We start from the raw sequence: 22,771 nt of genomic DNA, 5'->3' as shown, positions 1-22,771 counted from the left end.
CGTTCGCGCTCACGCCGTTTGATTCCCTTGAAGTTTTTAGACGGGCCAGAAACGACAAACCCCGCGAGCAGCATGTGCTGGCGGGGTTCGAGGAAATACTGAAACAGCGGTCTTTCGAATTCTTTGGTGCCCAGGGCCGGAATCGAACCGGCACGCCTTGCGGCGGGGGATTTTGAGTCCCCTGCGTCTACCAATTTCACCACCTGGGCAGGTCTTGCAGCGCACGCGTCAGAAGCTGGCGCGCGGCGAAGACGCAGATTATGGCCGAAAATTCGGCGACGGGCAAGCCAGTTGCTTTCATCCGCCGCAAGGGCTTCAAACCGTGCGGGAAAATCGTTCGAGTGTCTGCTGGCCGAGATAGCGGTCGAACACCATCGCGATGTTGCGCACGAGCATGCGGCCGGCCATCCGCACTTCGAGCTTGCGCGCTTCGAGCGACACCAGACCGTCCTGCTCGAAGCCGCGCAAACGCTCTAGCTCCGGCTCGAACGTCTCGGCGAAGCGGATACCATACGCCGCTTCAAATTCGTCGAAGCGCAACTCGAGGTTGCACATCAGTTGCGTGATCACGTCGCGGCGCAGACGGTCGTCGGCGGTGAGGCGCACGCCGCGTGCGATGGCAAGCGTGCCTGCATCGATCGCCGCGGCATAGCCCGGCAAATCCTTGACGTTCTGCGCGTACACGTCGCCGACTTTGCCGATCGACGATGCGCCGCAGCCGATCAGGTCGCATTCCGCCCGCGTGCTGTAGCCCTGAAAATTGCGATGCAAGGTGCGCTGCGCTTGCGCGCGCGCGAGTTCGTCGGTGGGCAGCGCGAAGTGATCCATGCCGATGTACACGTAGCCCGCGCCTGTCAGACGTTCGACCACGCGCTGCAGGATCGCGAGTCGCACTTCAGGTGAAGGCAGCGTGGCGGGGTCCATCTGACGTTGCATCTTGAAGAGCTGCGGCATGTGCGCATAGGCGAAGACCGAGAGACGATCGGGCGCGAGCGCGAGCATCGTGTCGAGCGTGCGGCTGAAGCTCTCGACCGTTTGATGCGGCAGTCCGTAAATCAGATCGACACCGATCGAGTGAAAGCCGGTGTCGCGCGCCGCCTGCATCACCGAGGCGGTCATTTCGAGCGGCTGAATGCGGTTGATCGCCTGCTGCACGATCGGATCGAAGTCCTGCACGCCGAGGCTCAGCCGGTTGAAACCCAGCTTGCGCAAATGCGCGATGGTATCGGGCGACGCTTCGCGCGGATCGACTTCGATCGAATATTCGGCTTCGGCGTCAGGCAGCACCTTGAAGTGCTCGCGCGTGGCGGCCATCAGTTCGGCTGTTTCGTCGTGCGACAAAAAAGTCGGCGTACCGCCGCCCCAATGCAATTGCGATACCGGACGCCGCGTATCGAAACAGGCCGCCTGCAACGCCATTTCGCGTTTCAACCGATCGAGGTAGGGACGCGCATGGGCGCGATTCTTGGTGGCGACCTTGTTGCAGCCGCAGTAGAAACACACGGTGTCGCAAAACGGAATGTGGAAGTACAGCGAGAGATCCGTGGCCGACGCGCCTGGGTCGGCGGCGGCGCGTAAATAGTCGGCGCGGTCGAACTCGTCACGGAACTGCAGGGCGGTCGGATAGGACGTATACCGTGGGCCGTTCGCGCTGTACTTGGCGAGCAGGTCAGGGCGGAACAGCGTGCTGGCGATGGACATGAGGGACTCGAGGGCTGGCTGCGGCCATCGAGGAAGAGGCGGACCGCCGCGATTCGCGCGATCAGATCGATCCGCGCGGGCGCCCCTTGCGCATGGCCTTTAAGATCTTTCGAGTTTACGCGAGTGACCATTCGCCCGATTGCGTAAAAAGGTCGCATGGAATGCGGTGGCACAATGCGGGTCTGATAGTGCATTGCCCGTTTTGGGTTCAGGAAAAAATGTCGTGAGTGATGTGCCGAACAGCGCCGTGAAGCGCGAGTCTCCGTTCCACGTGGCCGGTCACGCGTGCCGCCCCGATTGCGGCGCGTGCTGTATTGCGCCGTCGATTTCGAGTCCGATTCCGGGCATGCCGAACGGCAAGCCGGCGGGCGTACGCTGCGCGCAACTCGGCGACGATCTGCGCTGCGCGATCTTCGGTCAGCCTGAGCGGCCGGCGTGCTGTTCCGGTCTGCAACCGCAGATGGAAATGTGCGGCACGAATCGCGGCGAGGCGCTCGTGTGGCTCACGCAGCTTGAGATGCAGACTCGACCGAACGCACAACCGGTGGCTCCGCTCTGAACGCGCGCAAGCGAAGCGCCGCCAGGCGCAAACCGCAACACCACAAGCCGAAAAACGAACACCGCAATCGCATGCCCGAACAGGTTTTCACAGGAGATTTCGCATGACTCGACCCGCTGCGCCGGCCCGGCGCCGCTTCCTGCTTGCTGCGCTGACGGGCTGTAGCGCGCTCGGCATCACCGTTTCGCTCTCGGCCTGCGCAACCTCGACTTTTCCGTTCATCCCTTCGCATTACACGTTCTCGCAGCAGCAGGTGCAGGACGCGGTGCAGCGCAAATTCCCGTATCAGCGCACGGTTTCGCAAGTGTTCGATGTCGCGTTGACCCACCCGGTGGTTGGTTTGCTGCCGGACGCCAACCGCGTCTCGGTGAAGCTCGACGCACGCCTCGTGAGCCCCTTCATGCCGCAGCCGGTCGACGGCGTGTTCACGCTGTCGAGCGAGCTGGCCTATGACGCCGCCAGCAAATCGGTCGTGCTCAAGTCGCCGAACGTCGACAACGTCAGCGTGAGCGGACAGGCGCAGGCCTATACGCAGCAGATCAATGCGGCGGCGGCGGTGCTCGCCACGCAGTTGCTGACCAACTATCCGATCTATACATTCAAGCCCGAACAGCTGCAATTTGCCGGAGTGAATTACGAACCCGGTACAATCACCATCCTTACAAACGGCATACGCGTGCAAATCGTCGAAAAATGACGCAGCGCGCGGCCGGCAGGGCCGCGCTTTCCGTGCCGGCCCTGTTCGTTCCGACTAACTACAGCGATTAGGGGCAGGGATGGACTGGCTATTGGCTTGCAAGGCGCTGATTCTGGGCGTCGTCGAGGGATTGACGGAGTTTTTGCCCGTGTCGAGCACCGGGCATTTGATCGTCGCGGGCAGTCTGCTGAACTTTACCGACGAGCACGCGAAAACCTTCGATGTCGTGATCCAGCTCGGCGCGATTCTCGCCGTGTGCTGGGAATTCCGTCGCCGTATCGGCAGTGTGGTGTCCGGTCTGCCGAGCCGGCCGGATGCGCGCCGCTTTACGCTGAATGTGATTATCGCCACGATTCCGGCGATCGTGCTCGGCTTGCTGTTCGAGAAATCCATCAAGGCGGCGTTGTTCTCGCCGGTGCCGGTCGCGTTCGCGCTGGTGGCGGGCGGCGTCGTGATCCTGTGGGCGGAGGCGCGTCAGCGCGCGCAAGGCGAGACGCAAGCGCGCGTGCAAAGCGTGGACGACCTGAGCGCGCTGGACGCGCTGAAAGTAGGCCTCGCGCAATGTTTCGCGCTGATTCCAGGCATGTCGCGCTCGGGCTCGACGATCATCGGCGGGATGCTGTTCGGTCTCGACCGGCGCGTCGCCACGGAGTTTTCGTTCTTCCTCGCGATTCCGATCATTTTCGGCGCGACCGCTTACGAGCTGTACAAAGACTGGCACCTGCTTTCCGTCGACGCGCTCGGCACCTTCGCGATCGGTTTCGCGGCGGCGTTCGTCAGTGCTTTTGCCTGCGTGCGCTGGCTGTTGCGCTATATCGCCGCGCACGATTTCACCGCGTTTGCGTGGTATCGCATCGGCTTCGGACTGCTGATCCTGCTGGTCGGTTATAGCGGCGCGTTGAGCTGGACGGAGTGAGCGCGTGCGTTTCGCTTGAGCCATGAGAAAAAGGTCCGCATTTGCGGACCTTTTTCGTTGCGTGGCAATCTCGCAGGGCGTTTATGCGACGCCGCGTTTGCGGAAGACGAGATCCCACACGCCGTGTCCGAGCCGCAATCCACGGCGTTCGAACTTCGTCACCGGACGGTACTCCGGACGCGGCGCATAGCTGTCGGCGGTATTTTCCAGCGCCGGATCGGCGCCCAGTACTTCGAGCATCTGTTCGGCGTAATTTTGCCAGTCCGTCGCGCAATGGAGATAGGCGCTGGGTTTCAGGCGCGATACGAGCAGCGCGACAAACTTCGGCTGGATCAGCCGGCGCTTGTGGTGGCGCGCCTTGTGCCACGGGTCCGGAAAGAAGATGTGCACGCCGTCGAGGCTATCGGGCGCGATCATCTGTTCGAGCACCTCGACCGCGTCGTGCTGAATGATGCGGATGTTCGACAGATTCTGTTCACCCATCAGTTTCAGCAGCGCGCCGACGCCCGGCTCGTGTACTTCGACGCCGAGAAAATCGTCGCCGGGACGGTGCGAGGCGATCTCGGCAGTGGTCGCCCCCATGCCGAAGCCGATTTCCAGCACGCGTGGCGCCTCACGGCCGAATACGGCATTCCAGTCGGGCTGCTGCGGCGCGAACGGCACCACGAAGCGCGGGCCGAGTTCGTCCATGGCGCGGCGCTGGCCGGTTGAGACGCGGCCGGCGCGCGTGACGAAGCTGCGGATGCGGCGCCGGTGCAGGGCTTCTTGCGGCGCGTTGCTGTCGGCGTCCGACTGGTGTTCGGTATCGCTGGAGGGCGTCGGGAGGTCGTCCGGCAGGCCGGCGTCGTTTGGATCGTGGATCATCGTCGATGCTGCTACAAGGGTGAAGGGCTTCGCGGCTTGCCTCGCGTGCTGCACGGTGTCCGTCGGAGCTCGCGTGGTGTGGGGCGGCGAGTTCCGACAGGCGCGGCTGGTAAGCACGAGGTTGACGGGTCGCTGCGCCAGGCCGCCGCTATGACAAAAAAGCCGCCTTCATGGAGGCGGCTCGTGCTGGATTCTGCTGAAGGTGTCAGCAGGAAAGTGGAGCGGGCGTTGCAAGTGCGCGTAAGGTAGCACAACCGAAAAGGGCGCGTCCAGACGGACTGCGGACGGCGGGAGTATGGATGTGGGTGGGAATGCTACGTTTAAATAACGCAGATGCCCGCGCAATTGGTTTAATTGTTTTGTAAGGTGTTTTGCTGAGGGCGATTATCTGGGCGAGTGACGATCATCAGCGAATATGCGTGTCGTCGCCGGGGGGCTTTACCGTCGTTTCAACTACCGGTGGCGCGCACTTCGTTATGAGATGCCATTCGCGGCGGCGTCGCTGCTCGACATTTTTCTCTGCCGGTTTGCGCAAGCGACGCGATTGCCGGATTCGGCGGTCGGGAAAAGCTTTTAATCGGTAGGGACGAGAAGAACGGGAGAGTCAAATCCTTTCGCGAATCTGCCCGGTTGCTCAAAAGCCGACTAGAAAGTATCTGGAGCGGGCGATGGGAATCGAACCCACGGCTCTAGCTTGGGAAGCTAGGGTATTACCATTATACGACGCCCGCAGAGCACGCCATTCTACGCGCGTTTCACGCGATTTGGCAAACGTGGACGTTTGCGGCCCATCTGGGTGTGTGCTCGCTCCGGGAGCGTATGCGGTGTTCCGCGCCACGATGCGCCGACTTACCGCACCAGGCCGGCCGTATTCAGCAGTTCGTTGCGTGCTCTAGGCCATTCGGTCGGCTATCTCCCTTGCGGTTGCTATTTGACGCGCATGAAGTGGCTTCGCCGTTAACAGGCGCCGCAGCTGAGTAGGCCGAGGCAGGCACCGCCCGATACCGCGCACGGCGCGGAACTAGCTGATTAGCGCTTCGACTGCCAACCACATCGGGGAAATTGAATGCGGTTAGAAGCCCGTGTAAATACAAGGCCAATCAAATAGATACGCGCTTCCAGCTTCGATTTTTTAATTCGTTATGCATGATGTTCCATCAGGCTCGACTGAGCGGACTCTCAAAAAAGTTCGGATAAAGATTAAAGCTTACCGGAATGCCGCCGTTTACTTCTTTAGCGCCCTTTCAAAAAATTTCAAGAATGCATTCGATTCGATTCTGTCAAGTGGATTTTTGGAACGATTCAACGAATCGGCGCTGACGGCAAACATCGAGATCAAAATGACCAACGGCGTGACACTGCCAATCTGATTGGCAGCACACTTCGTCCAAAAACAAAAATGGATATGAAAATCAAAGCTAAATTGACGTTATCCCTGCTCGCTTCGCTCGCTCTGGCAGCGTGTGGCGGCGGTGGCGGCGGGGGCAATTCGGCGGCAACGCCCTCGACCGGAAGCGCTTCGGCGCCGGCCGTGGCAAGCGCGCCAGCCGTGGCCAGCGCGCCGGTCGTGGCAAGCGCGCCGGTGCCGGCTTCTTCGCCCGCCCTCAGCGGCGAGCAACTGCCGAGTCTGTCCAGTCCGCAGAGCGGTTCGGCTGCGGCCACGGGCAACGGTGTAGAAGGGATCTGGACTAGCCAGTTCGGCGTCGACAAGACCACGGCGCTGGTCGATCCGCAGGGCAACATCTCTTACCTGAATACGGTAGGCGGCATCGGCTTGTCGGAATTCTTCGGCGTCATCGCGGCCAGCGCGCCGAACTGGACGCTCACGTCGGGTACGGCATTCATCGGCGGCTTCTATTATCCGACGACCTCCGGCTCGGGTACCTTTGTGAATAACCAGACGTTCACCGGCAGCTATGTCGAGAACGGCACGACGGTAAACCTGTCCTGGAACTACGACGCGGCGAATGCGCTCGCTGTTACCCAGTCGAGCGTCGCGGGTACGTGGGCGGAAACCGGCTCGTCGCTGACGATTGCAAACGACGGCACGCTGAGCGGGACATTGAGCAACTGCCCGGTCTCCGGCACGTTGCTGCTCGCCACGCCATCGTCCAGCAAGAATCTCTACACGTTGAACGTGACCGGCACGACCGCATCCTGCACGTTGAAATCGGGCGCGACATATACGGGCAATGCCGCAATTACGTTCCTGCCGATCAGGAGCAGCAACCTGTACGTCCGCACGATTTTCTTCATGATCAAGACAGCGACCAACGACACGGTCGCCTACGGTCAGTTGGCGAAGCAATAAGCGCCGCATGAAACAAAGCCGCCGCCTTTTCAACGGGCGGCGGCTTCTCCATGCTCGCTACCTGTGCGTTTAGATCACGAAGTAAGTCAGTTGGACGGCCGCACGGGTGACCACCATCAGCAGCACCTGCACGATGACGAACAGCAGGATCGGCGAGAGGTCGATGCCGCCGAGTTGCGGCACCACGCGGCGCAGCGGGTTCAGAAACGGCGCCGTGAGCTGGTACAGAATCGGCATGGCCGGCGAACGTGGATTGAGCCACGACAGCAGCGCCATCAGAATCGTCAACCAGATGATCAGATTCAGCGCCCACTTGATCAACGTCAGCACCGCGACGATCAGCAGCGTCGGCAACAGCGTGAGCGGATCGGCGCCGGTCAGCACCACCATCAGCACCACATACACGATAGCCGCAAGGAGGGCTGCGACAAGGCTTGCCCAATCGATCTTGCGCGTGCTCGGCAGGATATGCCGCAGCGGCAGCACGATCCAGTTAGTGACTTGCAGCACGGCGTTCGTGACGGGGTTGTAGGGCGGCATGCGCACGACCTGCAGCCATGCGCGCAGCAACAGCGCCGCGCCGAACAGCGTGAAGACGGTATTGAGCAGAAAACGGGCGATATCGCCAAACATCTCGTGTCCTTATCCTTCGAATGACGGCCGCAGACCGGCCGCAGGATGCCGGCGCTTTCCGAACGGCGCACCGGCGGTTTCATTTGAATTTCCCGCGCCCTTTCCGCACTCGGGCGCGTTACGCGTCGTTTGAAGCGGCTGCGTGGTGTTGCGATGTCACGGTTTGCAAGTTGCGCTCAACGGCTCACTGTATTAAAGGCCGCGATTCGTGCCGCTTCCGCGTGGCATCACACGGAAATCTTGATCTCGCTGATCAGAATCGCGCCGTTGCCGCCGTCCGTGTAATTGGGAATGTCGGCCACCAATTGCTCGGAAGCCGGTTTGAAGACTTTGTAGAAGTCGTCCGCGCTGTCGAACAGGAAGTGGCCCGCGGCGACGTACGGCGGCGGCGTTCCAGGCGGGCCCGCATTGATGCCGACGTCGACCGACCAGCCCTTCAGCGACGGCCCGAACAGCTTCGCCGCGAGCGGCATATGCGTGACGCAGTAATAGTCCACGTCGAAGTGGCCGTTTTCCCGATACGGATAGAGGATGCTGACCTTGATCATTGTGCGTTCTCGTCTGTTGGTCCCGATGCGCGGCGCTGGCGGATTGCGCGCGGCGCCGGACGTCACATTATCACGGCTTACTTGACGCTTGCACCTGCCGCGGCCTGATTCAGCGACCGGTTGAGCGATTCTTCCACGGCCTCGGAGATGGCGTCGATCGCGGCGGGCGGCGTGACGCGGCGTTCGGCCAGTCCGACAGCGCGCCGCGACATCAGTCCGTACAGCGCGGCGTGGTCGCCGCCGAGGCCTTCCAGCAGCGCCAGCTGTTTCTGAACCACGCCCGTGTCGCCGCGCGATACCGGGCCCGCGAGCGCGTTCGGCAAACCCTTGTCGCGGGCGGTTTCGATGGTGCCGGAAAGCATCGGCAGCAGCGCGCGCAGCGCATCGTCTTCGGCAAAGCCCAGCGTGCGCCACAGCGCGACGCATTCCGCGAGGCTGCACAGCGCGAAGCTGGCGGCGTAGTGCGCGGCGGCGTGATAGAGCATGCGACCGCCCGCCGGAATCGCCAACGGATGGCAGCGCAGCGCGACGGCGAGCGCTGTCAACGTGTCCTTCAGGGCGCCGTCGGCCTCGATCGTCACGGAACAACCGGCGATGCGCTCCAGATCGGCGAGTTCGCCGCTAAAGAGGTACAGTGGATGAAAACCGCCGATCGAGGCACCCTGATCGCGTGCCGGGGCGAGCAATTCGACCGGCGAAGCCCCGCTGCAGTGCACGAGCGCCTTGCCGTGCGCGCCGGCCGGGTCGTCCGGGCTGAACCGGAGTGTGTGCGCTGACGTACCGATGCTGTCATCGGGAACAGCTAAAAAGACGATATCGGCGGCGTCGACAACCTGTTGTGGGTTCTCTAATGCCGCGCAATGCTCGATTTGACTGGCAAGCCGGACGGCGGAAGTCGCCGAGCGACTTGCCACCGCCGTGACCGGATAGCCGGCGCGTGAAAAGCTCAGCGCGAGGCAACGCGCGAGCCGGCCTGCACCGATAAAGCCGAGGCGCGGCAGAGAGGACTGGGACATGGGTGCGTGCTCCAGACGGGACAGTGGGAAAGCAGAAGTATCTCGCATCCGCCACGCTCGCGGCGCGGCTGAACGTCGGCTTTCCCTTGATCAGTGCGCTTGCGATATGGCACGCCCGGCCGGTCATCCGGCGGCGTGCGCCCCGCGGGCTAGAAAACTGCTCACAATTCTTCAAGGCCGGTTTGGCAGTTGCTGTTCTGGGTATTTCGTCTCGCAGTCAGATTCGGGAGGTTCACGATGAATATTTTTTCTTACCGAAAGCACTTGCGGTTCCTGACGCATGCACAGCGCCGGCGCTGGTGGGACCAGAAAAAGCGCCTGACGCCGCGCGTGCGGATCAGCGGTGCTTATGTCCCGCCAAGCGTTTCCCGCGAGTTCGCGTATGTGAAGGTCGGCTGACGTAGCCGCCCCAGCAGGTAAGGAAATGCCCGGTCTGTCGGCCGGGCATTTTTCATTTTAGGGCGCCATTGGACCCCCGTCAGGATTGAAGCTAATTTGTAATCAAAGATTACCGTGAGAGGAATGCTTCAGGCATTGACGCGGCCATTGCGGCGCGTTGCTTGCGTTTTGGCACGCGCAATCCCTGAGTTTTCAGCGCATTACGAAGCCAGTTGGCCGCTTATGGCCTTTGCGGGAATTGCGAGGTTTTGCCGCCAATTGCAATTTGCAACAAATGCGAACAGATAGGCGCGGTCTTTTTCGATACATTGATTTCATAGCATGCAGGGCATGCGAAGTCGGCGACCTCGGTGGGCCGCGCTAGGAGAATAAAAGTGAAAAAGATCGTTCCGTTTGTCGTTGCCGCAGCACTCGGCTTGGGACTTGCGGGTGCCGCTCAGGCGCACGTTTCCGTCGGTATCGGTATCGGGGTTCCGATTGCGCCGGCTTACCCGGTTTATGCCGCGCCCCCCCTGGTGTACTACGCACCGCCCCCGGTGTACTACGCGCCGCAGCCGGTTTATGCGCCGCCGCCAGTCGTAGTGGATGGGTATTACGGTGGCTATGGGCGTCCTTATTATCACCACGGCTATTACCGCGGTTATTACGGTCACGGCTACTATCGCCGTTGATCGCGGCACATAGCGCTTTTGTTGACGGCGTAACGCCGGCTTGATCGCCGGGTTACGCCGTTTGTATTTGGTTGGCGGCTTTTCATGCAGTCAATGTAGGGCATTTTGTCGGAATGACGGTATCAATTCGCACCAGCGAGACAGGGCGAAGAGCCGCCGCCACAGAAGTTCACTTCACGCGTGACGTTCCAAACCTCGGTCGAAGCTGGGAGAATGGCTGTTTCGCCACCGCTCTGGAGAGTTTCGCCGATGCAAGCGCTTCCCGCTCCCACTTTCGACGACGTACTCGACGCCGCTGCGCGTCTGAACGGCATCGCCCACCGCACTCCCGTTCTAACTTCGAGCACGTTCAACGAGCGCACCGGGGCGTCGGTGTTCTTCAAGTGCGAGAATTTTCAGCGCATGGGCGCCTTCAAATTTCGCGGCGCCTATAACGCGATCTCGCATTTCGACGCGGAGCAGCGCAAGGCCGGCGTACTGACGTATTCGTCGGGTAACCATGCTCAGGCGATCGCCTTGTCGGCACGTCTTGCCGGCGTCCACGCGACGATCGTCATGCCGCAGGACGCACCCGCGGCCAAAGTCGCGGCGACCAAGGGCTACGGCGGTGAAGTGATCACCTACGACCGCTACACGGAGAACCGCGAAGAGATCGGCCGGCGGCTCGCTGAAGAGCGCGGCATGACGCTGATTCCGCCGTATGACCATCCGCACGTGATCGCCGGGCAAGGCACGGCGGTGAAGGAGTTGATCGAGGAAACCGGCCCGCTCGACATGCTGTTCGTGTGCCTCGGTGGCGGCGGGTTGATCAGCGGCAGCGCGTTGTCCGCGGCGGCATTGAGCCCGGCCTGCACGGTGATCGGCATCGAGCCGGAGGCGGGCAACGACGGCCAGCAGTCGCTGGCGCGCGGCGAGATCGTGCATATCGACACGCCGCGCACGATCGCCGACGGCGCCGCCTCCACACATCTGGGCGACTACACGTTCGCGATTATTCGGAAGCTGGTCGCGCAGATCGAAACGGTCAGCGACGCACAGCTGATCGAGACGATGCGCTTTTTCGCGCAGCGCATGAAGATCGTGGTCGAGCCGACGGGCTGTCTCGCCGCGGCCGCGGTGCTCAATGGCATCGTGCCGGTGAAGGGCAAGCGTGTCGGCGTGGTGGTGAGCGGCGGCAACGTCGACCTGGAAAAGCTCGCGCAATATCTCGCCTGATACATCGTGTAGGCAGGCGCTGTCGCGCTCGCCTGGCTTGGCGCTCAATCGAAAACGGCTCGCCAACGTGAGCCGTTTCACGTCAGCTTGCCACGTGCGCGGTTTGCACGATCAGGTCGCGATACCCGTTGACAATCACGCTGTACGAGAAGTACGCAAAGAGCAGCGCGGACAGCACGTGACAGGCGCGCAGCAAACCGGTGCCCGCGCGCTTGCGCCCGTGGCTGCCGAGTCCGCAGATAAAGATCGTCCAGCACAGGCCGCCGAGAAAGAAGCCACCGAGAAAGACCGGCGCGGTCGTCACGCTCGTGGCGCCAGCCTTCGCGATCAGCGCGCCGCCGACCGCGGCGAACCACAAAATCGCCGAAGGTGACGACACCGCCAGCAAGACGCCGCGCAAGAAACCGCGCCACGCGGACAGATGCGGCGCATTCGCGTTAGCCTCGCCGGCCACGGCCGGCGCCGTCGCCGGGAACACCGCTTCACGCGCCATCTTCCAGGTCAGGAAGAGCAGGATCCCCGCGCCGCCGATCCACACCACCCAGCGCACCGATTCGAACTGCAGCAAGGCCGCCATGCCCGCGAGCGCGAGCGCCGCATAAATCAGATCGCCGATGCATGAACCGAGGCCGAGCCAGAAGCCCGGTTTGAAGCCATGCGAGAGCGTCAGGGAAATCATGGCGACGTTCACGAGACCGATATCCAGACAGAGCGACAGCGACAGAAAAAATCCATCTGACATCATTGAAAAAGCATGCATCCGCGCAACGGCTCCGATAGCTTTGTTATTTCAGTCTCGTTATACGGTTTGCCTCAGAGGCCCAACTCGCTCCACAAGGTGTCGATGCGCCGTTTGACCGCGTCGTCCATCACGATGGGGCGGCCCCATTCGCGATCGGTTTCGCCGGGCCACTTGTTGGTCGCGTCGAGGCCCATCTTCGATCCGAGGCCGGCAACGGGTGAGGCGAAATCCAGATAGTCGATCGGCGTGCGATCCACCATCACCGTGTCGCGCGCCGGATCGATGCGGGTGGTGATCGCCCAGATCACTTCCTTCCAGTCGCGGATATTCACGTCCTCGTCGACCACGACGATGAACTTCGTGTACATGAACTGCCGCAGGAAGCTCCACACGCCGAACATCACGCGTTTGGCGTGGCCGGGGTAGCTCTTCTTCATCTGCACGATGGCCATGCGGTAGCTGCAGCCTTCGGGCGGCAGATAGAAGTCGGTGATCTCGCTGAATTGCTTTTGCAACAGCGGCACGAACACTTCGTTGAGCGCGACGCCGAGCACGGCCGGTTCGTCGGGCGGTTTGCCGGTGTACGTGGAGTGGTAGATCGCGTCGCGCCGCATGGTGATGCGCTCGACCGTAAAGACGGGGAACCACTCCTGCTCGTTGTAGTAGCCGGTGTGGTCGCCGTACGGGCCTTCCAGCGCATGTTCATAGGCCGCCGACGCGCCTTTGACCGGCCGCGGCGGCGCGCCTGCGGGAGCGGGCGAAGGCGCGCCTTCCTGCGGATAGATGAAGCCTTCGAGCACGATCTCGGCACGCGCCGGCACCTGCAAGCCGTCGACGCCCGGCGTAATGCACTTCGCCAGTTCGGTACGGCCCCCGCGCAGCAGCCCGGCGAACTGGTATTCGGAGAGGGTGTCGGGCACCGGCGTAACCGCGCCGAGAATCGTCGCCGGGTCGGCGCCCAGCACGACGGCCACCGGATACGGCTTGCCCGGGTTCTGCAGCGCGAACTCGCGAAAATCGAGCGCGCCGCCGCGATGCGCGAGCCATCGCATGATCAGTTTGTTACGTCCGATCAATTGCTGGCGATATATGCCTAAGTTTTGTCGGCTCTTGTTCGGCCCTTTTGTGACGGTCAGGCCCCATGTGATTAGCGGGCCGGCATCGCCGGGCCAGCACGTCTGAATCGGCAGCCTGGCGAGGTCGACGTCGTTGCCTTCCCAGACAATTTCCTGGCAGGGCGGCGCGCTCACCGTTTTTGGCGCCATGTCCCACACGGCCTTCGCGAGCGAGAACAGTTTGCCGGCGTCCTTGAGGCCCTTCGGCGGCTCCGGTTCCTTTAATGCGGAGAGCAGCCGGCCCACGTCGCGCAGCGATTCGAGCGCGGTGCCGTCGCCTTCGCCGGCTTGCGCGTCCACCCCCATGCCGAGCGCGACCCGCCGCGGCGTGCCGAACAGGTTGCCGAGCACCGGGAACTCATGCTGTGCCTTGCTTTCGAACAGCAAAGCCGGACCGCCGGCGCGCAGCACGCGGTCGCACAACTCGGTCATTTCCAAGACAGGCGAGACGTTTTGTGAGATGCGGCGCAGTTCACCGATCGTCTCGAGACGGCCGACGAAATCGCGCAGGTCTTTGTATTTCATCTGGTGCTGTTCAGTGCCGCGCAGGCGGCGGAAAGGGGAGGCGCAGAAGGGTTTAACGGCGCCAGAACGATTGTCGATTTTACCTGTGTTGGCAGGCGCACGTAGCTCAGCCAAACGACCTAGGTGAGACGGAGGAATCGAGATCGCTCAAAAGGCGCGCGCCGCGCGGTTTTGGACGGTCTGAACACCGTTCATTATTACAATTAGTTATACATTTGCCTATCTATAGTGTTGACGATCTATAAAACCCTGCATAGAATCCGTCCACATTGGTTGCAGGGCGTGAACCTTTTTACCACTGCCCCCGGTCCCATCAGACGCAACGCGTCACCGCTTACCGACTCCCTGCACGGTATTAACGGTCTTATTGATGTCCTCGCCAGCGCCAACTGACGCTGGTTTTTCGCGTGGGAGCCACCGCCCGCATGCTTTTTTGACATGCCGCGGTCCTCTTTCAGGACGGCTCCCCACAAACGGTATTTGCCGTTTTCCCGACGTCGCTGCTGCCCTAACCAGACAGAGCGCGCGATGTCTTGACTCTGCGAACGTGCCTCACCGCCTCTTCATCCGGCGGGGTTCGCGGATCATGCAACATGGGAGATCTGAATGAACGCCTGGTTATCGTGGCGTCCCGATGAGCGTATCGCGCAAGTTGTGCGTGGTGCGCTGCGTCGCGGGACGCGAATGAGTCATCACCTGTTCAGCATCGTCGGCGGTATCGCGGTGGTGCTGACAGTCGCACTGTGGCTGATGCCGGCCCTGCGCGGCACGCTAGCCGCCAAGTTGATGCCCGTCATCTCCGCCGCTGTGCAAGCCGGTCCCGCCCGTCTGCTGCAGGGCAACCCGCTGCCGGCTTTCGGACCGCCCGCGCGCGCGTCCTCCGACGACTCGCTGACCGCCAACTCGAACGGCCCTGATGCCGTGAGCGGCACGAACAACGGCAACGCTAACGGCAACACTGTCACCGCGAGCAACTCCAGCTTTGACAACGCATTCGACGCCACCGGTTCGAGTGGCATGGGCGTCGCGGCGCTCAACGGCCTCGACCCGCGCACCATGCAAAGCGTTACCGCGCTGGCGAGCCTGATCCCGTCGCAACGCGTATCCGCCGACGCACGCGACGACCGCGTCCTGATCTCGACCCGTGAGCAGGACCTGGTTGCTTCATTTCTGGCGCGGCGCTATCGCGTCGCTCAGGAGCCCGTTAGCGAGCTCGTGAAGGCGGCGTTCGACACCGGCCGCGAAGTCGGTCTCGATCCGTTGCTGTTGCTTTCAGTGATGGCAATCGAGTCGGGCTTCAACCCGTACGCCGAGAGCGGCGTCGGCGCACAAGGCCTGATGCAGGTGATGTCCAAGGTGCACTCGGACAAATTCCAATATTTCGGCGGTCAGAGCGCGGCGCTCGAACCGGTCGCGAACATCAAGGTGGGCGCGCTGGTGCTGAAGGATTGCATCGCACGTGGCGGCTCGCTGCCGGGCGGCTTGCGTCTGTACGTCGGCTCGACCTCGCCGGACGACGGCGGCTACGGCGCCAAGGTCATGGCTGAGCGTGCCCGTCTGCGTGACGTGGCGCGTGGCCGCAAGGTGCCGATCAATGCACCGCAGGCGCCGGTTTTGACGGCGTCGACCAACACCGCTGCGTCTGCCGGCAGCAATGGCAAGCGCGTGCAGGTGACGCTCGAGGGCAGTCATCAGTTGAGCGCGGCGACACCGGTCAAGGCGCCGGTTTCCTCCGAGCAGGACGATGCGAGCGCCAACGCGACGAAGCACGTGGCATCGGCGTCTGAGCTGGGCGCTTGAGGTTGGAAACGTAGAACTGGCGACTCCATGCAGGAGAGGAGCGGCAACAAAAAAGGACACCCATCTGGCGTGTCCTTTTTTCGTCTGGCGATTAAGAGTGAGCTGCTTCGCTCAAGCCTTGCCGAAGAATTTCGCCAGCCGGTCGACGGCCTCTTCCAGCTTCGGATAGGCAGTGGCGTACGACAGCCGGATGTACTCCTTCGGCGCGTGCGTACCGAAATCCATGCCCGGCACCAGCACCACGCCCGCATCGTGCAGCATGGCCCTGGTAAGCGCCGCGCTGTCGCCGGCCGCGGCATGCGCGACCGTGCGGCAATCCGCGTACACGTAGAAAGCGCCGTCGGGCATCACCGGCACGGAGAAACCGAGCGATTCCAATGCCGGCGCGATGAAGTCGCGGCGACGCTTGAATTCCTGGCGCCGCGCTTCGTAGATCGCGATCGTTTGCGGCTCGAAGCAGGCGAGCGCCGCGTGCTGGGCGAGCGCAGAAGCGCAGATGAACAGATTTTGCGCGAGTTTTTCGAACGCGCTGACCATGCCGGGCGGCACCACCAGCCAGCCCAGGCGCCAGCCCGTCATGTTGAAGTACTTCGAGAAGCTGTTGACCGTGATCACGTCGTCGCCAAACGAGAGCGCCGACACGGGCTTCGCGTCGTAGCTCAGCCCCTGGTAGATCTCGTCGACGATGGTAAAGCCGCCACGCGCCCGCACGGCCTTGACAATGCGCTCCAGCTCGGCCGGTTCGATCGATGTGCCGGTCGGGTTCGACGGCGACGCCAGCAGCACGCCACGGGTGTGTCCGTTCCAGAGACGCTCGACGTCGGCGGCGGTGAGTTGGAAACGTTCGGCCGGGCCGCTAGGCACCATCACCGGCTTGCCTTCGGCGGCGATCACGAAATGGCGGTTGCACGGATAGCACGGGTCGGGCATCAGCACTTCGTCGTCGCGATCGACCAGCGCCGCGCAAGCCAGCAGCAATGCGGCCGATGCGCCGGCGGTAACGACGATCCGCGCCGGATCCACGTCGACGCCATAGAAGTCGGCGTAATGCGCCGAGATCGCTTCGCGCAGCGCGTGCAGGCCGAGCGCGCTGGTGTATTGCGTGACGCCACGGCGCAGTGCGCTCGCGGCCGCTTCGATAACCGGCTCCGGCGCGGTGAAATCGGGTTCGCCGATGCCCATATGAATGATGTCGCGGCCGTCGCGCTCAAGGAGCGCGGCCTCCTTGGCCAGCTCCATCACATAGAAAGGCTGGATGGCGTCGACACGCGCAGCAAGCCGCACCAAGGGTTCGGTCACGGAGTTCATACGATCAAATCCAGTTCAGAAGCAAAAGCGGGACGACGTTCGACGCGAGTGCTTATGCGCGAAACGGCGTCCTTGCAAGCGATTCACTCGCGCCGCATTCATTCAGCGAGGCGCATGACGGCAATCGAGCCGCCAGTCATTGCGCCATGCGCTCAACGCTTGCGAGCCGCTTGCGTCTCATCCACGCGCAGTTGTGCCGACAGCTTGTCCAGCACGCCGTTCACGTACTTGTAGCCGTCCGCGCCGCCGAACGTCTTGGCGAGCTCGACTGCTTCGTTGATGACCACGCGATAAGGAATGTCGACGTGATTCTTCAGTTCAAACGCGGCTACCAGCAGCACGGCGCGTTCGACCGGCGAAAGCTGCTCGATCGGACGGTCCAGACACGGAGCGATTGCCGCGGAGAGTGCTTCCGAATCGCGGATCACGCCGTGCAGAATGGCGTCCAGATGTTCGTGGTCGGCCTTGTCGAAGCCTTGCGCGCCGCGCAGTTGCGCGTCGATTTCACCGCCGGGCGAGCCCGACAGCAGCCACTGGTAAAGCCCCTGCGTGGCCAGTTCGCGGGAGCGTCGGCGTGCGCTCTTCATGCCTCTTCCTCTTCTTCGTCTTCTTCCTCGTCGTCGCCGCCGAGTTGTTCGAGCGCGACGGCGAGATTCGCCATTTCGACGGCCACGCGCGCTGCGTCACGACCCTTTTCGGTCATGCGCGCGACGGCTTGCTCGTCGTTTTCGGTGGTCAGCACCGCGTTCGCGACGGGAATGCCGAAGTCGAGGCCGATACGCGTGATGCCCGCGCCGCTTTCGTTCGAGACCAGTTCGAAGTGGTACGTTTCGCCGCGAATCACCGCGCCAAGCGCGATCAGTGCGTCGAATTGCGCGCTTTCGGCGAGCTTTTGCAACGCCAGCGGAATTTCCAGCGCACCCGGCACGGTGACGAGCAGCACGTCTTCGCCGGTCACGCCGAGGCGTTCGAGTTCTTCGATGCAGGAGTCCGCGAGGCCATTGCAAACGGGCTCGTTAAAGCGCGCCTGGACGATGCCGATACGCAGTCCGTCGCCGTCGAGATTCGGTTGGTATTGTCCGATTTCCATGTGAATTCCGTAGTGTTTTGAGTGGGCGCGAAGCGCGTGAATGGTCGGATCAGCCGTGTTGCGGAGCTTGTGCCTTGCCGCCCGGCATCGGCACGAAACCCGTGACTTCGAGACCGTAGCCCGACATGCTGCCCAGCTTGCGCGGGTTCGACAGCACCTGCATCTTGCCGACACCGAGCTCACGCAGAATCTGCGCGCCGATGCCGTACGTCTTGAAGTCGACCGGGCGGCGTTTGAGCGCGTCGGCTTTTTCCTTCGAGTCGAACGCCTTGAAAACGTCGATCAGATGGTCTTTCGAGTCGCCGCAGTTCAGCAGCACGATCACGCCGCACTCGCGTGCGGCGATTTCTTTCATGGCCGCGTCCAGCGTCCACGAATGGGTGGATTCGCCAACTTCGAGCAGGTCTAGCACCGACAGCGGCTCATGCACGCGCACCAGCGTGTCCTGATCCGTGCACGGCGTGCCACGCACCAGCGCGATGTGCGGCTGGCCGCTCGGCTGGTCCAGATACATGACCGCGCGGAATGCGCCGTGCGCGGTCTGCATGGTGCGTTCGCAAATCCGCTCGACGATCGACTCGGTGCGGCTGCGATAGTGGATTAGATCCGCGATCGTGCCGATTTTCAGACCGTGTTCGCTCGCGAATTCCATCAAGTCCGGCAAGCGCGCCATCGTGCCGTCGTCTTTGATGACTTCGCAGATCACCGCGGCCGGCGTGAGCCCGGCCAGGTGGGTGAAGTCGCAGCCCGCCTCGGTGTGGCCGGCGCGCACCAGCACGCCGCCGGGCTGGGCCATGATCGGGAACACGTGGCCCGGCTGCACGATGTGCTCGGCCTTGGCGTCCGGCGCGACCGCGGCGGCGATCGTGCGGGCGCGGTCCGCAGCCGAAATGCCGGTGGTGACGCCTTCGGCCGCTTCGATGCTGACCGTGAACGCGGTGCCGTACTGGGTTCCGTTGCGGTAGGTCATGAGCGGCAGATTCAGCAGCTTGCAGCGTTCCTGCGTGAGCGTCAGGCAGATGAGGCCGCGGCCGTAGCGGGCCATGAAGTTGATCGCTTCCGGCGTGACGAATTCGGCGGCGATCACGAGGTCGCCCTCGTTTTCGCGGTCTTCTTCGTCGACGAGGATCACCATCCGGCCTGCTTTCAGTTCGGCAATGATCTCTAGAGTGGAGGCGAGCGTCATGTTGGCGAGAGTTTCGAAGAAAGCGCGTATTTTACGCCACGCGCGGGCCCAAGTCGCCTCCGCCGAACGGCATAGGCCATTTGGCCGACTGGCGATGAGCCGTCCGCTGTTGCTATGCTCGTTGAAAACGATGGCCGCATGAACCGGCCGGAGGCGGCGAGGCGCCGCCAGCAGCCCATGCGTAGCCGGGCTTGCGGCCGGTTATTTCGGCGCGTTGAGCATGCGCTCGACGTAGCGCGCGATCAGATCGATCTCCAGATTCACTTGCGTGCCTTCACGCAGGCGCTTGAGCGCGGTCACTTCGACCGTGTGCGGAATCAGGTTGATCGAGAATTCGCAGCCATCGTCGCGATCTTTAACCGAGTTGACGGTCAAGCTCACGCCGTTGACAGTGATAGAGCCTTTGAACGCCAGATAGCGGCCGATTTCGCGCGGCGCCAGCACGCGCAGTTCGTGCGATTCGCCGACCGGCGCGAAATGCGTGACCGTGCCGAGGCCGTCCACATGGCCTGAAACGATATGGCCGCCGAGCCGGTCGTGTGCGCGCAGCGCTTTCTCGAGATTGACTTCGCCGGTTTCGCCGAGGCCCGCCGTGCAGTTCAGGCTTTCGCGCGACACGTCGACTTCGAACGAGTGGGCGGTCTTCGCGACCACGGTCATGCAGGCGCCCTGGATCGTAATGCTGTCGCCCAGCTGCACGTCGTCGAGATCGAGGCCACCGGCTTCGACGTTCAGGCGCACGCCCGCGTCGCCGTCCGTGCCGAGCGGCTTGACTGATTCAATGCGGCCCACGGCCGCGACGATTCCTGTGAACATCGTACTAATCCTCGATCATTTCGAAACGGGTGGGGTCGCGGGGTCGTTGCCGGGTCCGGGTTGGGGCATGAAGCGCGCGAGAATCCGCACATCTTCGCCGATCCGGTCGACCGCATGAAAGTTCAGTTTGACGCGGCCTTCGAGCGTTTCGGGCGCGCTCAGATTGAACATGCTCATCGAGTCCATGCCGAGCAGGCTCGGCGCGAGATACACGAGCAATTCGTCGACGCAGCCTTCGCGCAGCAGCGAGCCGTTCAGCTTGTAGCCCGCCTCGACATGCAGTTCGTTGACGTTGCGCTGGCCGAGCACTTTGAGCACCGCAGGCAGATCGACCTTGCCGGCCGGGTTCGCCAATTGGACGATCTCTGCGCCGCGATCGCGCAGCGCGTTGGCGCGATCCGTATGTCGCCCATCCAGATTGCCGCAGAAGATCAGCGTGGCTGCGCCGGCCAGAATCTGCGCATCCGGCGGCACGTCGAGCTGGCTGTCTATCAGTACGCGTTGCGGCTGGCGCGGCGTGTCGACAGCCCGCACCGTCATGCGCGGATTGTCCTCCCTGACCGTGCCGATGCCCGTCAATATCGCCGACGCGCGAGCGCGCCAGGCGTGGCCGTCGGCGCGCGCCGCTTCGCCGGTGATCCATTGGCTGTCGCCCGAAGGCAAGCCGGTGCGGCCATCCAGCGAGGCCGCCACTTTCATGCGTACCCACGGGCGGCCGCGTGTCATGCGCGAGACGAAGCCGATATTGAGTTCGTGCGCTTCGTGGGCGAGCAGTCCGCAGCGCACTTCGATACCGGCGTCGCGCAACATGGCGAGACCGCGTCCGGATACCTGCGGATTGGGATCTTCCATTGCCGCGACAACGCGCGCGACCTGGGCTTCAATCAAAGCATTCGCGCACGGCGGCGTGCGCCCGAAATGGCTGCACGGCTCCAGCGTCACGTAGGCCGTGGCTCCGCGCAGATCGTGACCGCGCGAGCGTGCGTCTTTCAGCGCGCGGATCTCAGCATGATCCTGACCGGCCGGTTGCGTAAAGCCTTCGCCGATCACCTCGCCGTTCTTGACGAGCACGCAGCCGACCCGCGGATTCGGGTCGGTGGTGTACATGCCGCGCTTGGCCAACGCGAGCGCGCGTTCCATATGGACGAAATCGGTTTGCGAAAACATCGGTGTCCGGTCGGGTACGGTGGCTAGGCTGTAATGGGTTTCGGTTTTAGCGGTAGGTTGTCTCGCCGGCTTCAGGCCGCGAGCGACGCGAACGCACCGCGCGCGGCGTCGATCGTGGCGTCGACGATTGCGTCGTCGTGAACGATCGAAACAAAGCCCGCTTCATACGCCGACGGCGCGAAGTACACGCCGGCGTCGAGCATCTTGTGAAAGAAAGCGTTGAAGCGCGGCACGTCGCTCTTCGTGACTTCGGCGAAGCTGGTCGGGATCGAGTCCGTGAAGTAGAGGCCGAACATGCCGCCGAGCGAATCGGCCGCGAACGGCACCTTGGCTTCGCGCGCCACGTTCGCGAGACCCTGCACGAGGCGCGCGGTGCGCGCGGCCAGCGTGTCGTAAAAGCCCGGCGCCTGGATCAGTTGCAGCGTTTTCAGGCCTGCGGCGACCGCGATCGGGTTACCCGAGAGCGTGCCCGCCTGGTAGACGCCGCCGAGCGGCGCGAGATGGGCCATGATGTCGCGTCGGCCGCCGAAAGCCGCTGCCGGCATGCCGCCGCCGATCACCTTGCCGAGGCACGTCAGATCCGGCGTGATGCCGTAGACCTCTTGCGCGCCACCCAAGGCGACGCGAAAGCCGCACATCACTTCGTCGAAAATCAGCACGGAGCCGTGCTCGGTACACAGGCGCCGCAAGGCTTGCAGGAATTCGGGCGTAGCGCGCACGAGGTTCATGTTGCCGGCCACCGGCTCGACGATCACCGAGGCGATCTCGTTGCCGAACGCCTTGAACGCTTCTTCGAGTTCGGCGACGTTGTTGTACTCGAGCACAGTGGTGTGCTTGGCGATATCCGCCGGCACGCCCGCCGAAGTCGGGTTGCCGAAGGTCAGCAGGCCGGAGCCGGCCTTGACCAGCAGACTGTCCGCGTGGCCGTGATAGCAGCCTTCGAACTTGACGATACGGCTGCGGTTCGTGAAGCCGCGCGCAAGGCGCAGCGCGCTCATGGTCGCCTCGGTGCCGCTCGACACCATGCGGACCTGTTCGATGGAGGGCACCAGCTTGCAGATTTCTTCGGCGATTTCCACTTCCGATTCGGTCGGCGCGCCGAACGAGAAGCCGTTGCCCAGCACGCGCTGCACGGCTTCGAGAACTTCCGGATGGACGTGGCCGAGGATCATCGGGCCCCATGAGCCGATGTAGTCGATATAACGCTGGCCGTCCGCATCCCAGAAGTACGGGCCTTGCGCGCGCTCGATAAAGCGCGGCGTGCCGCCGACCGAGCGGAAGGCCCGCACCGGCGAGTTCACGCCGCCGGGAATGGTGCGTTGCGCGCGTTCAAAAAGGGTTTCGTTTCTGGACATGGCGATGACTGGAATTGGGGTTGCGCAGCAACGCGGGTCGCCTGTCGGCGAGTCGCGCGGCGCTGGAATAGGTGGGGAAATTGTACCGGAGTCAGCGTGAACAGGTTTTCCGGATGCGCCTGCGCAGCGGGCCGCTT

The 22,771-nt window shown here is 62.9% G+C and carries 22 protein-coding genes and 2 tRNA genes; 8 read left to right on the top strand and 16 right to left on the bottom strand.

All coding sequences use genetic code 11. The features are described from left to right. Positions 1 to 124 precede the first annotated feature (124 nt). Together B0G75_RS31420 and hemN are read right to left on the bottom strand one after the other, a co-directional pair. Positions 125 to 209 (bottom strand) — tRNA-Leu (locus B0G75_RS31420). Between the two features lie 106 nt (positions 210 to 315). After that, positions 316 to 1,701 carry an oxygen-independent coproporphyrinogen III oxidase gene (gene hemN / locus B0G75_RS31415; RefSeq protein WP_106313901.1) on the bottom strand — a complete coding sequence of 462 codons (1,386 nt, stop codon included), beginning with the start codon at positions 1,699 to 1,701 and terminating at the stop codon, positions 316 to 318. Positions 1,702 to 1,924: 223 nt separating this feature from the next. Here hemN and B0G75_RS40330 point away from each other — a divergent pair, with 223 nt between their 5' ends. The 3 genes from B0G75_RS40330 to B0G75_RS31400 all read left to right on the top strand — a co-directional run bounded on the left by B0G75_RS40330 (position 1,925) and on the right by B0G75_RS31400 (position 3,873). Then, positions 1,925 to 2,260: a YkgJ family cysteine cluster protein gene (locus tag B0G75_RS40330; RefSeq protein WP_146142555.1), complete on the top strand. Its 336-nt coding sequence runs from the start codon at positions 1,925 to 1,927 to the stop codon at positions 2,258 to 2,260. A gap of 103 nt (positions 2,261 to 2,363) precedes the next feature. Next, positions 2,364 to 2,957: a DUF1439 domain-containing protein gene (locus tag B0G75_RS31405; RefSeq protein ID WP_106283388.1), complete on the top strand. Its 594-nt coding sequence runs from the start codon at positions 2,364 to 2,366 to the stop codon at positions 2,955 to 2,957. Between the two features lie 79 nt (positions 2,958 to 3,036). Then, positions 3,037 to 3,873: an undecaprenyl-diphosphate phosphatase gene (locus B0G75_RS31400; RefSeq protein ID WP_106313899.1), complete on the top strand. Its 837-nt coding sequence runs from the start codon at positions 3,037 to 3,039 to the stop codon at positions 3,871 to 3,873. An 81-nt stretch (positions 3,874 to 3,954) separates the two neighbouring features. On the opposite strand, the gene trmB is transcribed toward B0G75_RS31400, so the two are convergent. Both trmB and B0G75_RS31390 read right to left on the bottom strand, forming a co-directional pair. Beyond that, a complete protein-coding gene (trmB, locus tag B0G75_RS31395) occupies positions 3,955 to 4,737 on the bottom strand; it encodes a tRNA (guanosine(46)-N7)-methyltransferase TrmB (protein ID WP_106313898.1) in 783 nt (260 codons plus the stop codon). Between the two features lie 657 nt (positions 4,738 to 5,394). Then, a tRNA-Gly gene (locus B0G75_RS31390) sits at positions 5,395 to 5,468 on the bottom strand. A gap of 668 nt (positions 5,469 to 6,136) precedes the next feature. Here B0G75_RS31390 and B0G75_RS31385 point away from each other — a divergent pair. Then, on the top strand, positions 6,137 to 7,048 hold the full coding sequence (locus B0G75_RS31385) for a hypothetical protein (RefSeq protein WP_106313897.1): 912 nt from the start codon (positions 6,137 to 6,139) through the stop codon (positions 7,046 to 7,048). A gap of 69 nt (positions 7,049 to 7,117) precedes the next feature. Here B0G75_RS31385 and B0G75_RS31380 read toward each other — a convergent pair whose 3' ends face one another. The 3 genes from B0G75_RS31380 to B0G75_RS31370 all read right to left on the bottom strand — a co-directional run bounded on the left by B0G75_RS31380 (position 7,118) and on the right by B0G75_RS31370 (position 9,245). Beyond that, complete coding sequence (locus B0G75_RS31380; RefSeq protein ID WP_106313896.1) at positions 7,118 to 7,681, bottom strand: YggT family protein; 564 nt, start codon at positions 7,679 to 7,681, stop codon at positions 7,118 to 7,120. Between the two features lie 227 nt (positions 7,682 to 7,908). Then, positions 7,909 to 8,229 (bottom strand): EthD family reductase, encoded by a 321-nt coding sequence (locus tag B0G75_RS31375; RefSeq protein ID WP_106313895.1) that lies wholly within the window; start codon positions 8,227 to 8,229, stop codon positions 7,909 to 7,911. Between the two features lie 77 nt (positions 8,230 to 8,306). Further along, positions 8,307 to 9,245 carry a Rossmann-like and DUF2520 domain-containing protein gene (locus tag B0G75_RS31370; RefSeq protein ID WP_106313894.1) on the bottom strand — a complete coding sequence of 313 codons (939 nt, stop codon included), beginning with the start codon at positions 9,243 to 9,245 and terminating at the stop codon, positions 8,307 to 8,309. Positions 9,246 to 9,482: 237 nt separating this feature from the next. Here B0G75_RS31370 and B0G75_RS40870 point away from each other — a divergent pair, with 237 nt between their 5' ends. The 3 genes from B0G75_RS40870 (at position 9,483) to B0G75_RS31360 (ending at position 11,530) form a co-directional block, all read left to right on the top strand. Further along, entirely contained in the window at positions 9,483 to 9,644 is a 162-nt protein-coding gene (locus B0G75_RS40870; protein ID WP_007180743.1) for a hypothetical protein, read from the top strand. 374 nt (positions 9,645 to 10,018) lie between these two features. Next, complete coding sequence (locus tag B0G75_RS31365) at positions 10,019 to 10,315, top strand: hypothetical protein (RefSeq protein ID WP_106313893.1); 297 nt, start codon at positions 10,019 to 10,021, stop codon at positions 10,313 to 10,315. A gap of 249 nt (positions 10,316 to 10,564) precedes the next feature. Next, positions 10,565 to 11,530 (top strand): threo-3-hydroxy-L-aspartate ammonia-lyase, encoded by a 966-nt coding sequence (locus B0G75_RS31360; RefSeq protein WP_106313892.1) that lies wholly within the window; start codon positions 10,565 to 10,567, stop codon positions 11,528 to 11,530. Between the two features lie 82 nt (positions 11,531 to 11,612). Here the strand turns inward: B0G75_RS31360 and B0G75_RS31355 are convergent, their stop codons facing one another. Beyond that, complete coding sequence (locus B0G75_RS31355; protein WP_106313891.1) at positions 11,613 to 12,290, bottom strand: LysE family translocator; 678 nt, start codon at positions 12,288 to 12,290, stop codon at positions 11,613 to 11,615. Positions 12,291 to 12,343: 53 nt separating this feature from the next. Continuing rightward, entirely contained in the window at positions 12,344 to 13,912 is a 1,569-nt protein-coding gene (locus tag B0G75_RS31350) for a UbiD family decarboxylase (protein ID WP_106313890.1), read from the bottom strand. A gap of 606 nt (positions 13,913 to 14,518) precedes the next feature. Between B0G75_RS31350 and B0G75_RS31345 the strand changes: the two genes are divergently transcribed. Beyond that, positions 14,519 to 15,712, top strand: a complete 1,194-nt coding sequence (locus B0G75_RS31345; protein WP_106313889.1) for a transglycosylase SLT domain-containing protein — start codon at positions 14,519 to 14,521, stop codon at positions 15,710 to 15,712. 111 nt (positions 15,713 to 15,823) lie between these two features. On the opposite strand, the gene B0G75_RS31340 is transcribed toward B0G75_RS31345, so the two are convergent. From B0G75_RS31340 to hemL, 7 genes are all read right to left on the bottom strand, one after another. After that, entirely contained in the window at positions 15,824 to 17,020 is a 1,197-nt protein-coding gene (locus B0G75_RS31340; protein ID WP_106313888.1) for a pyridoxal phosphate-dependent aminotransferase, read from the bottom strand. 152 nt (positions 17,021 to 17,172) lie between these two features. Continuing rightward, positions 17,173 to 17,607 carry a transcription antitermination factor NusB gene (gene nusB / locus B0G75_RS31335; protein WP_012434069.1) on the bottom strand — a complete coding sequence of 145 codons (435 nt, stop codon included), beginning with the start codon at positions 17,605 to 17,607 and terminating at the stop codon, positions 17,173 to 17,175. Next, the gene (gene ribH, locus B0G75_RS31330; protein WP_006050161.1) at positions 17,604 to 18,110 is read right to left on the bottom strand and encodes a 6,7-dimethyl-8-ribityllumazine synthase; all 507 of its coding nucleotides are present in this window, start codon (positions 18,108 to 18,110) and stop codon (positions 17,604 to 17,606) included. The genes nusB and ribH overlap by 4 nt, the downstream gene beginning before the upstream one ends. A gap of 49 nt (positions 18,111 to 18,159) precedes the next feature. Beyond that, entirely contained in the window at positions 18,160 to 19,296 is a 1,137-nt protein-coding gene (gene ribBA, locus B0G75_RS31325) for a bifunctional 3,4-dihydroxy-2-butanone-4-phosphate synthase/GTP cyclohydrolase II (RefSeq protein WP_106313887.1), read from the bottom strand. A 201-nt stretch (positions 19,297 to 19,497) separates the two neighbouring features. Then, entirely contained in the window at positions 19,498 to 20,112 is a 615-nt protein-coding gene (locus B0G75_RS31320; protein WP_012434067.1) for a riboflavin synthase, read from the bottom strand. 15 nt (positions 20,113 to 20,127) lie between these two features. Beyond that, positions 20,128 to 21,279 carry a bifunctional diaminohydroxyphosphoribosylaminopyrimidine deaminase/5-amino-6-(5-phosphoribosylamino)uracil reductase RibD gene (gene ribD, locus B0G75_RS31315; protein ID WP_106313886.1) on the bottom strand — a complete coding sequence of 384 codons (1,152 nt, stop codon included), beginning with the start codon at positions 21,277 to 21,279 and terminating at the stop codon, positions 20,128 to 20,130. Between the two features lie 71 nt (positions 21,280 to 21,350). Further along, positions 21,351 to 22,634: a glutamate-1-semialdehyde 2,1-aminomutase gene (gene hemL / locus B0G75_RS31310; protein ID WP_106313885.1), complete on the bottom strand. Its 1,284-nt coding sequence runs from the start codon at positions 22,632 to 22,634 to the stop codon at positions 21,351 to 21,353. Between the last annotated feature and the right edge of the window lie 137 nt (positions 22,635 to 22,771).

It is taken from the genome of Paraburkholderia sp. BL18I3N2 (assembly GCF_003001875.1).
Taxonomy (GTDB): domain Bacteria; phylum Pseudomonadota; class Gammaproteobacteria; order Burkholderiales; family Burkholderiaceae; genus Paraburkholderia; species Paraburkholderia phytofirmans.
The sequence above is the reverse complement of the archived record's forward strand: the minus strand, read 5'-3'. Positions and strand labels throughout refer to the sequence as shown.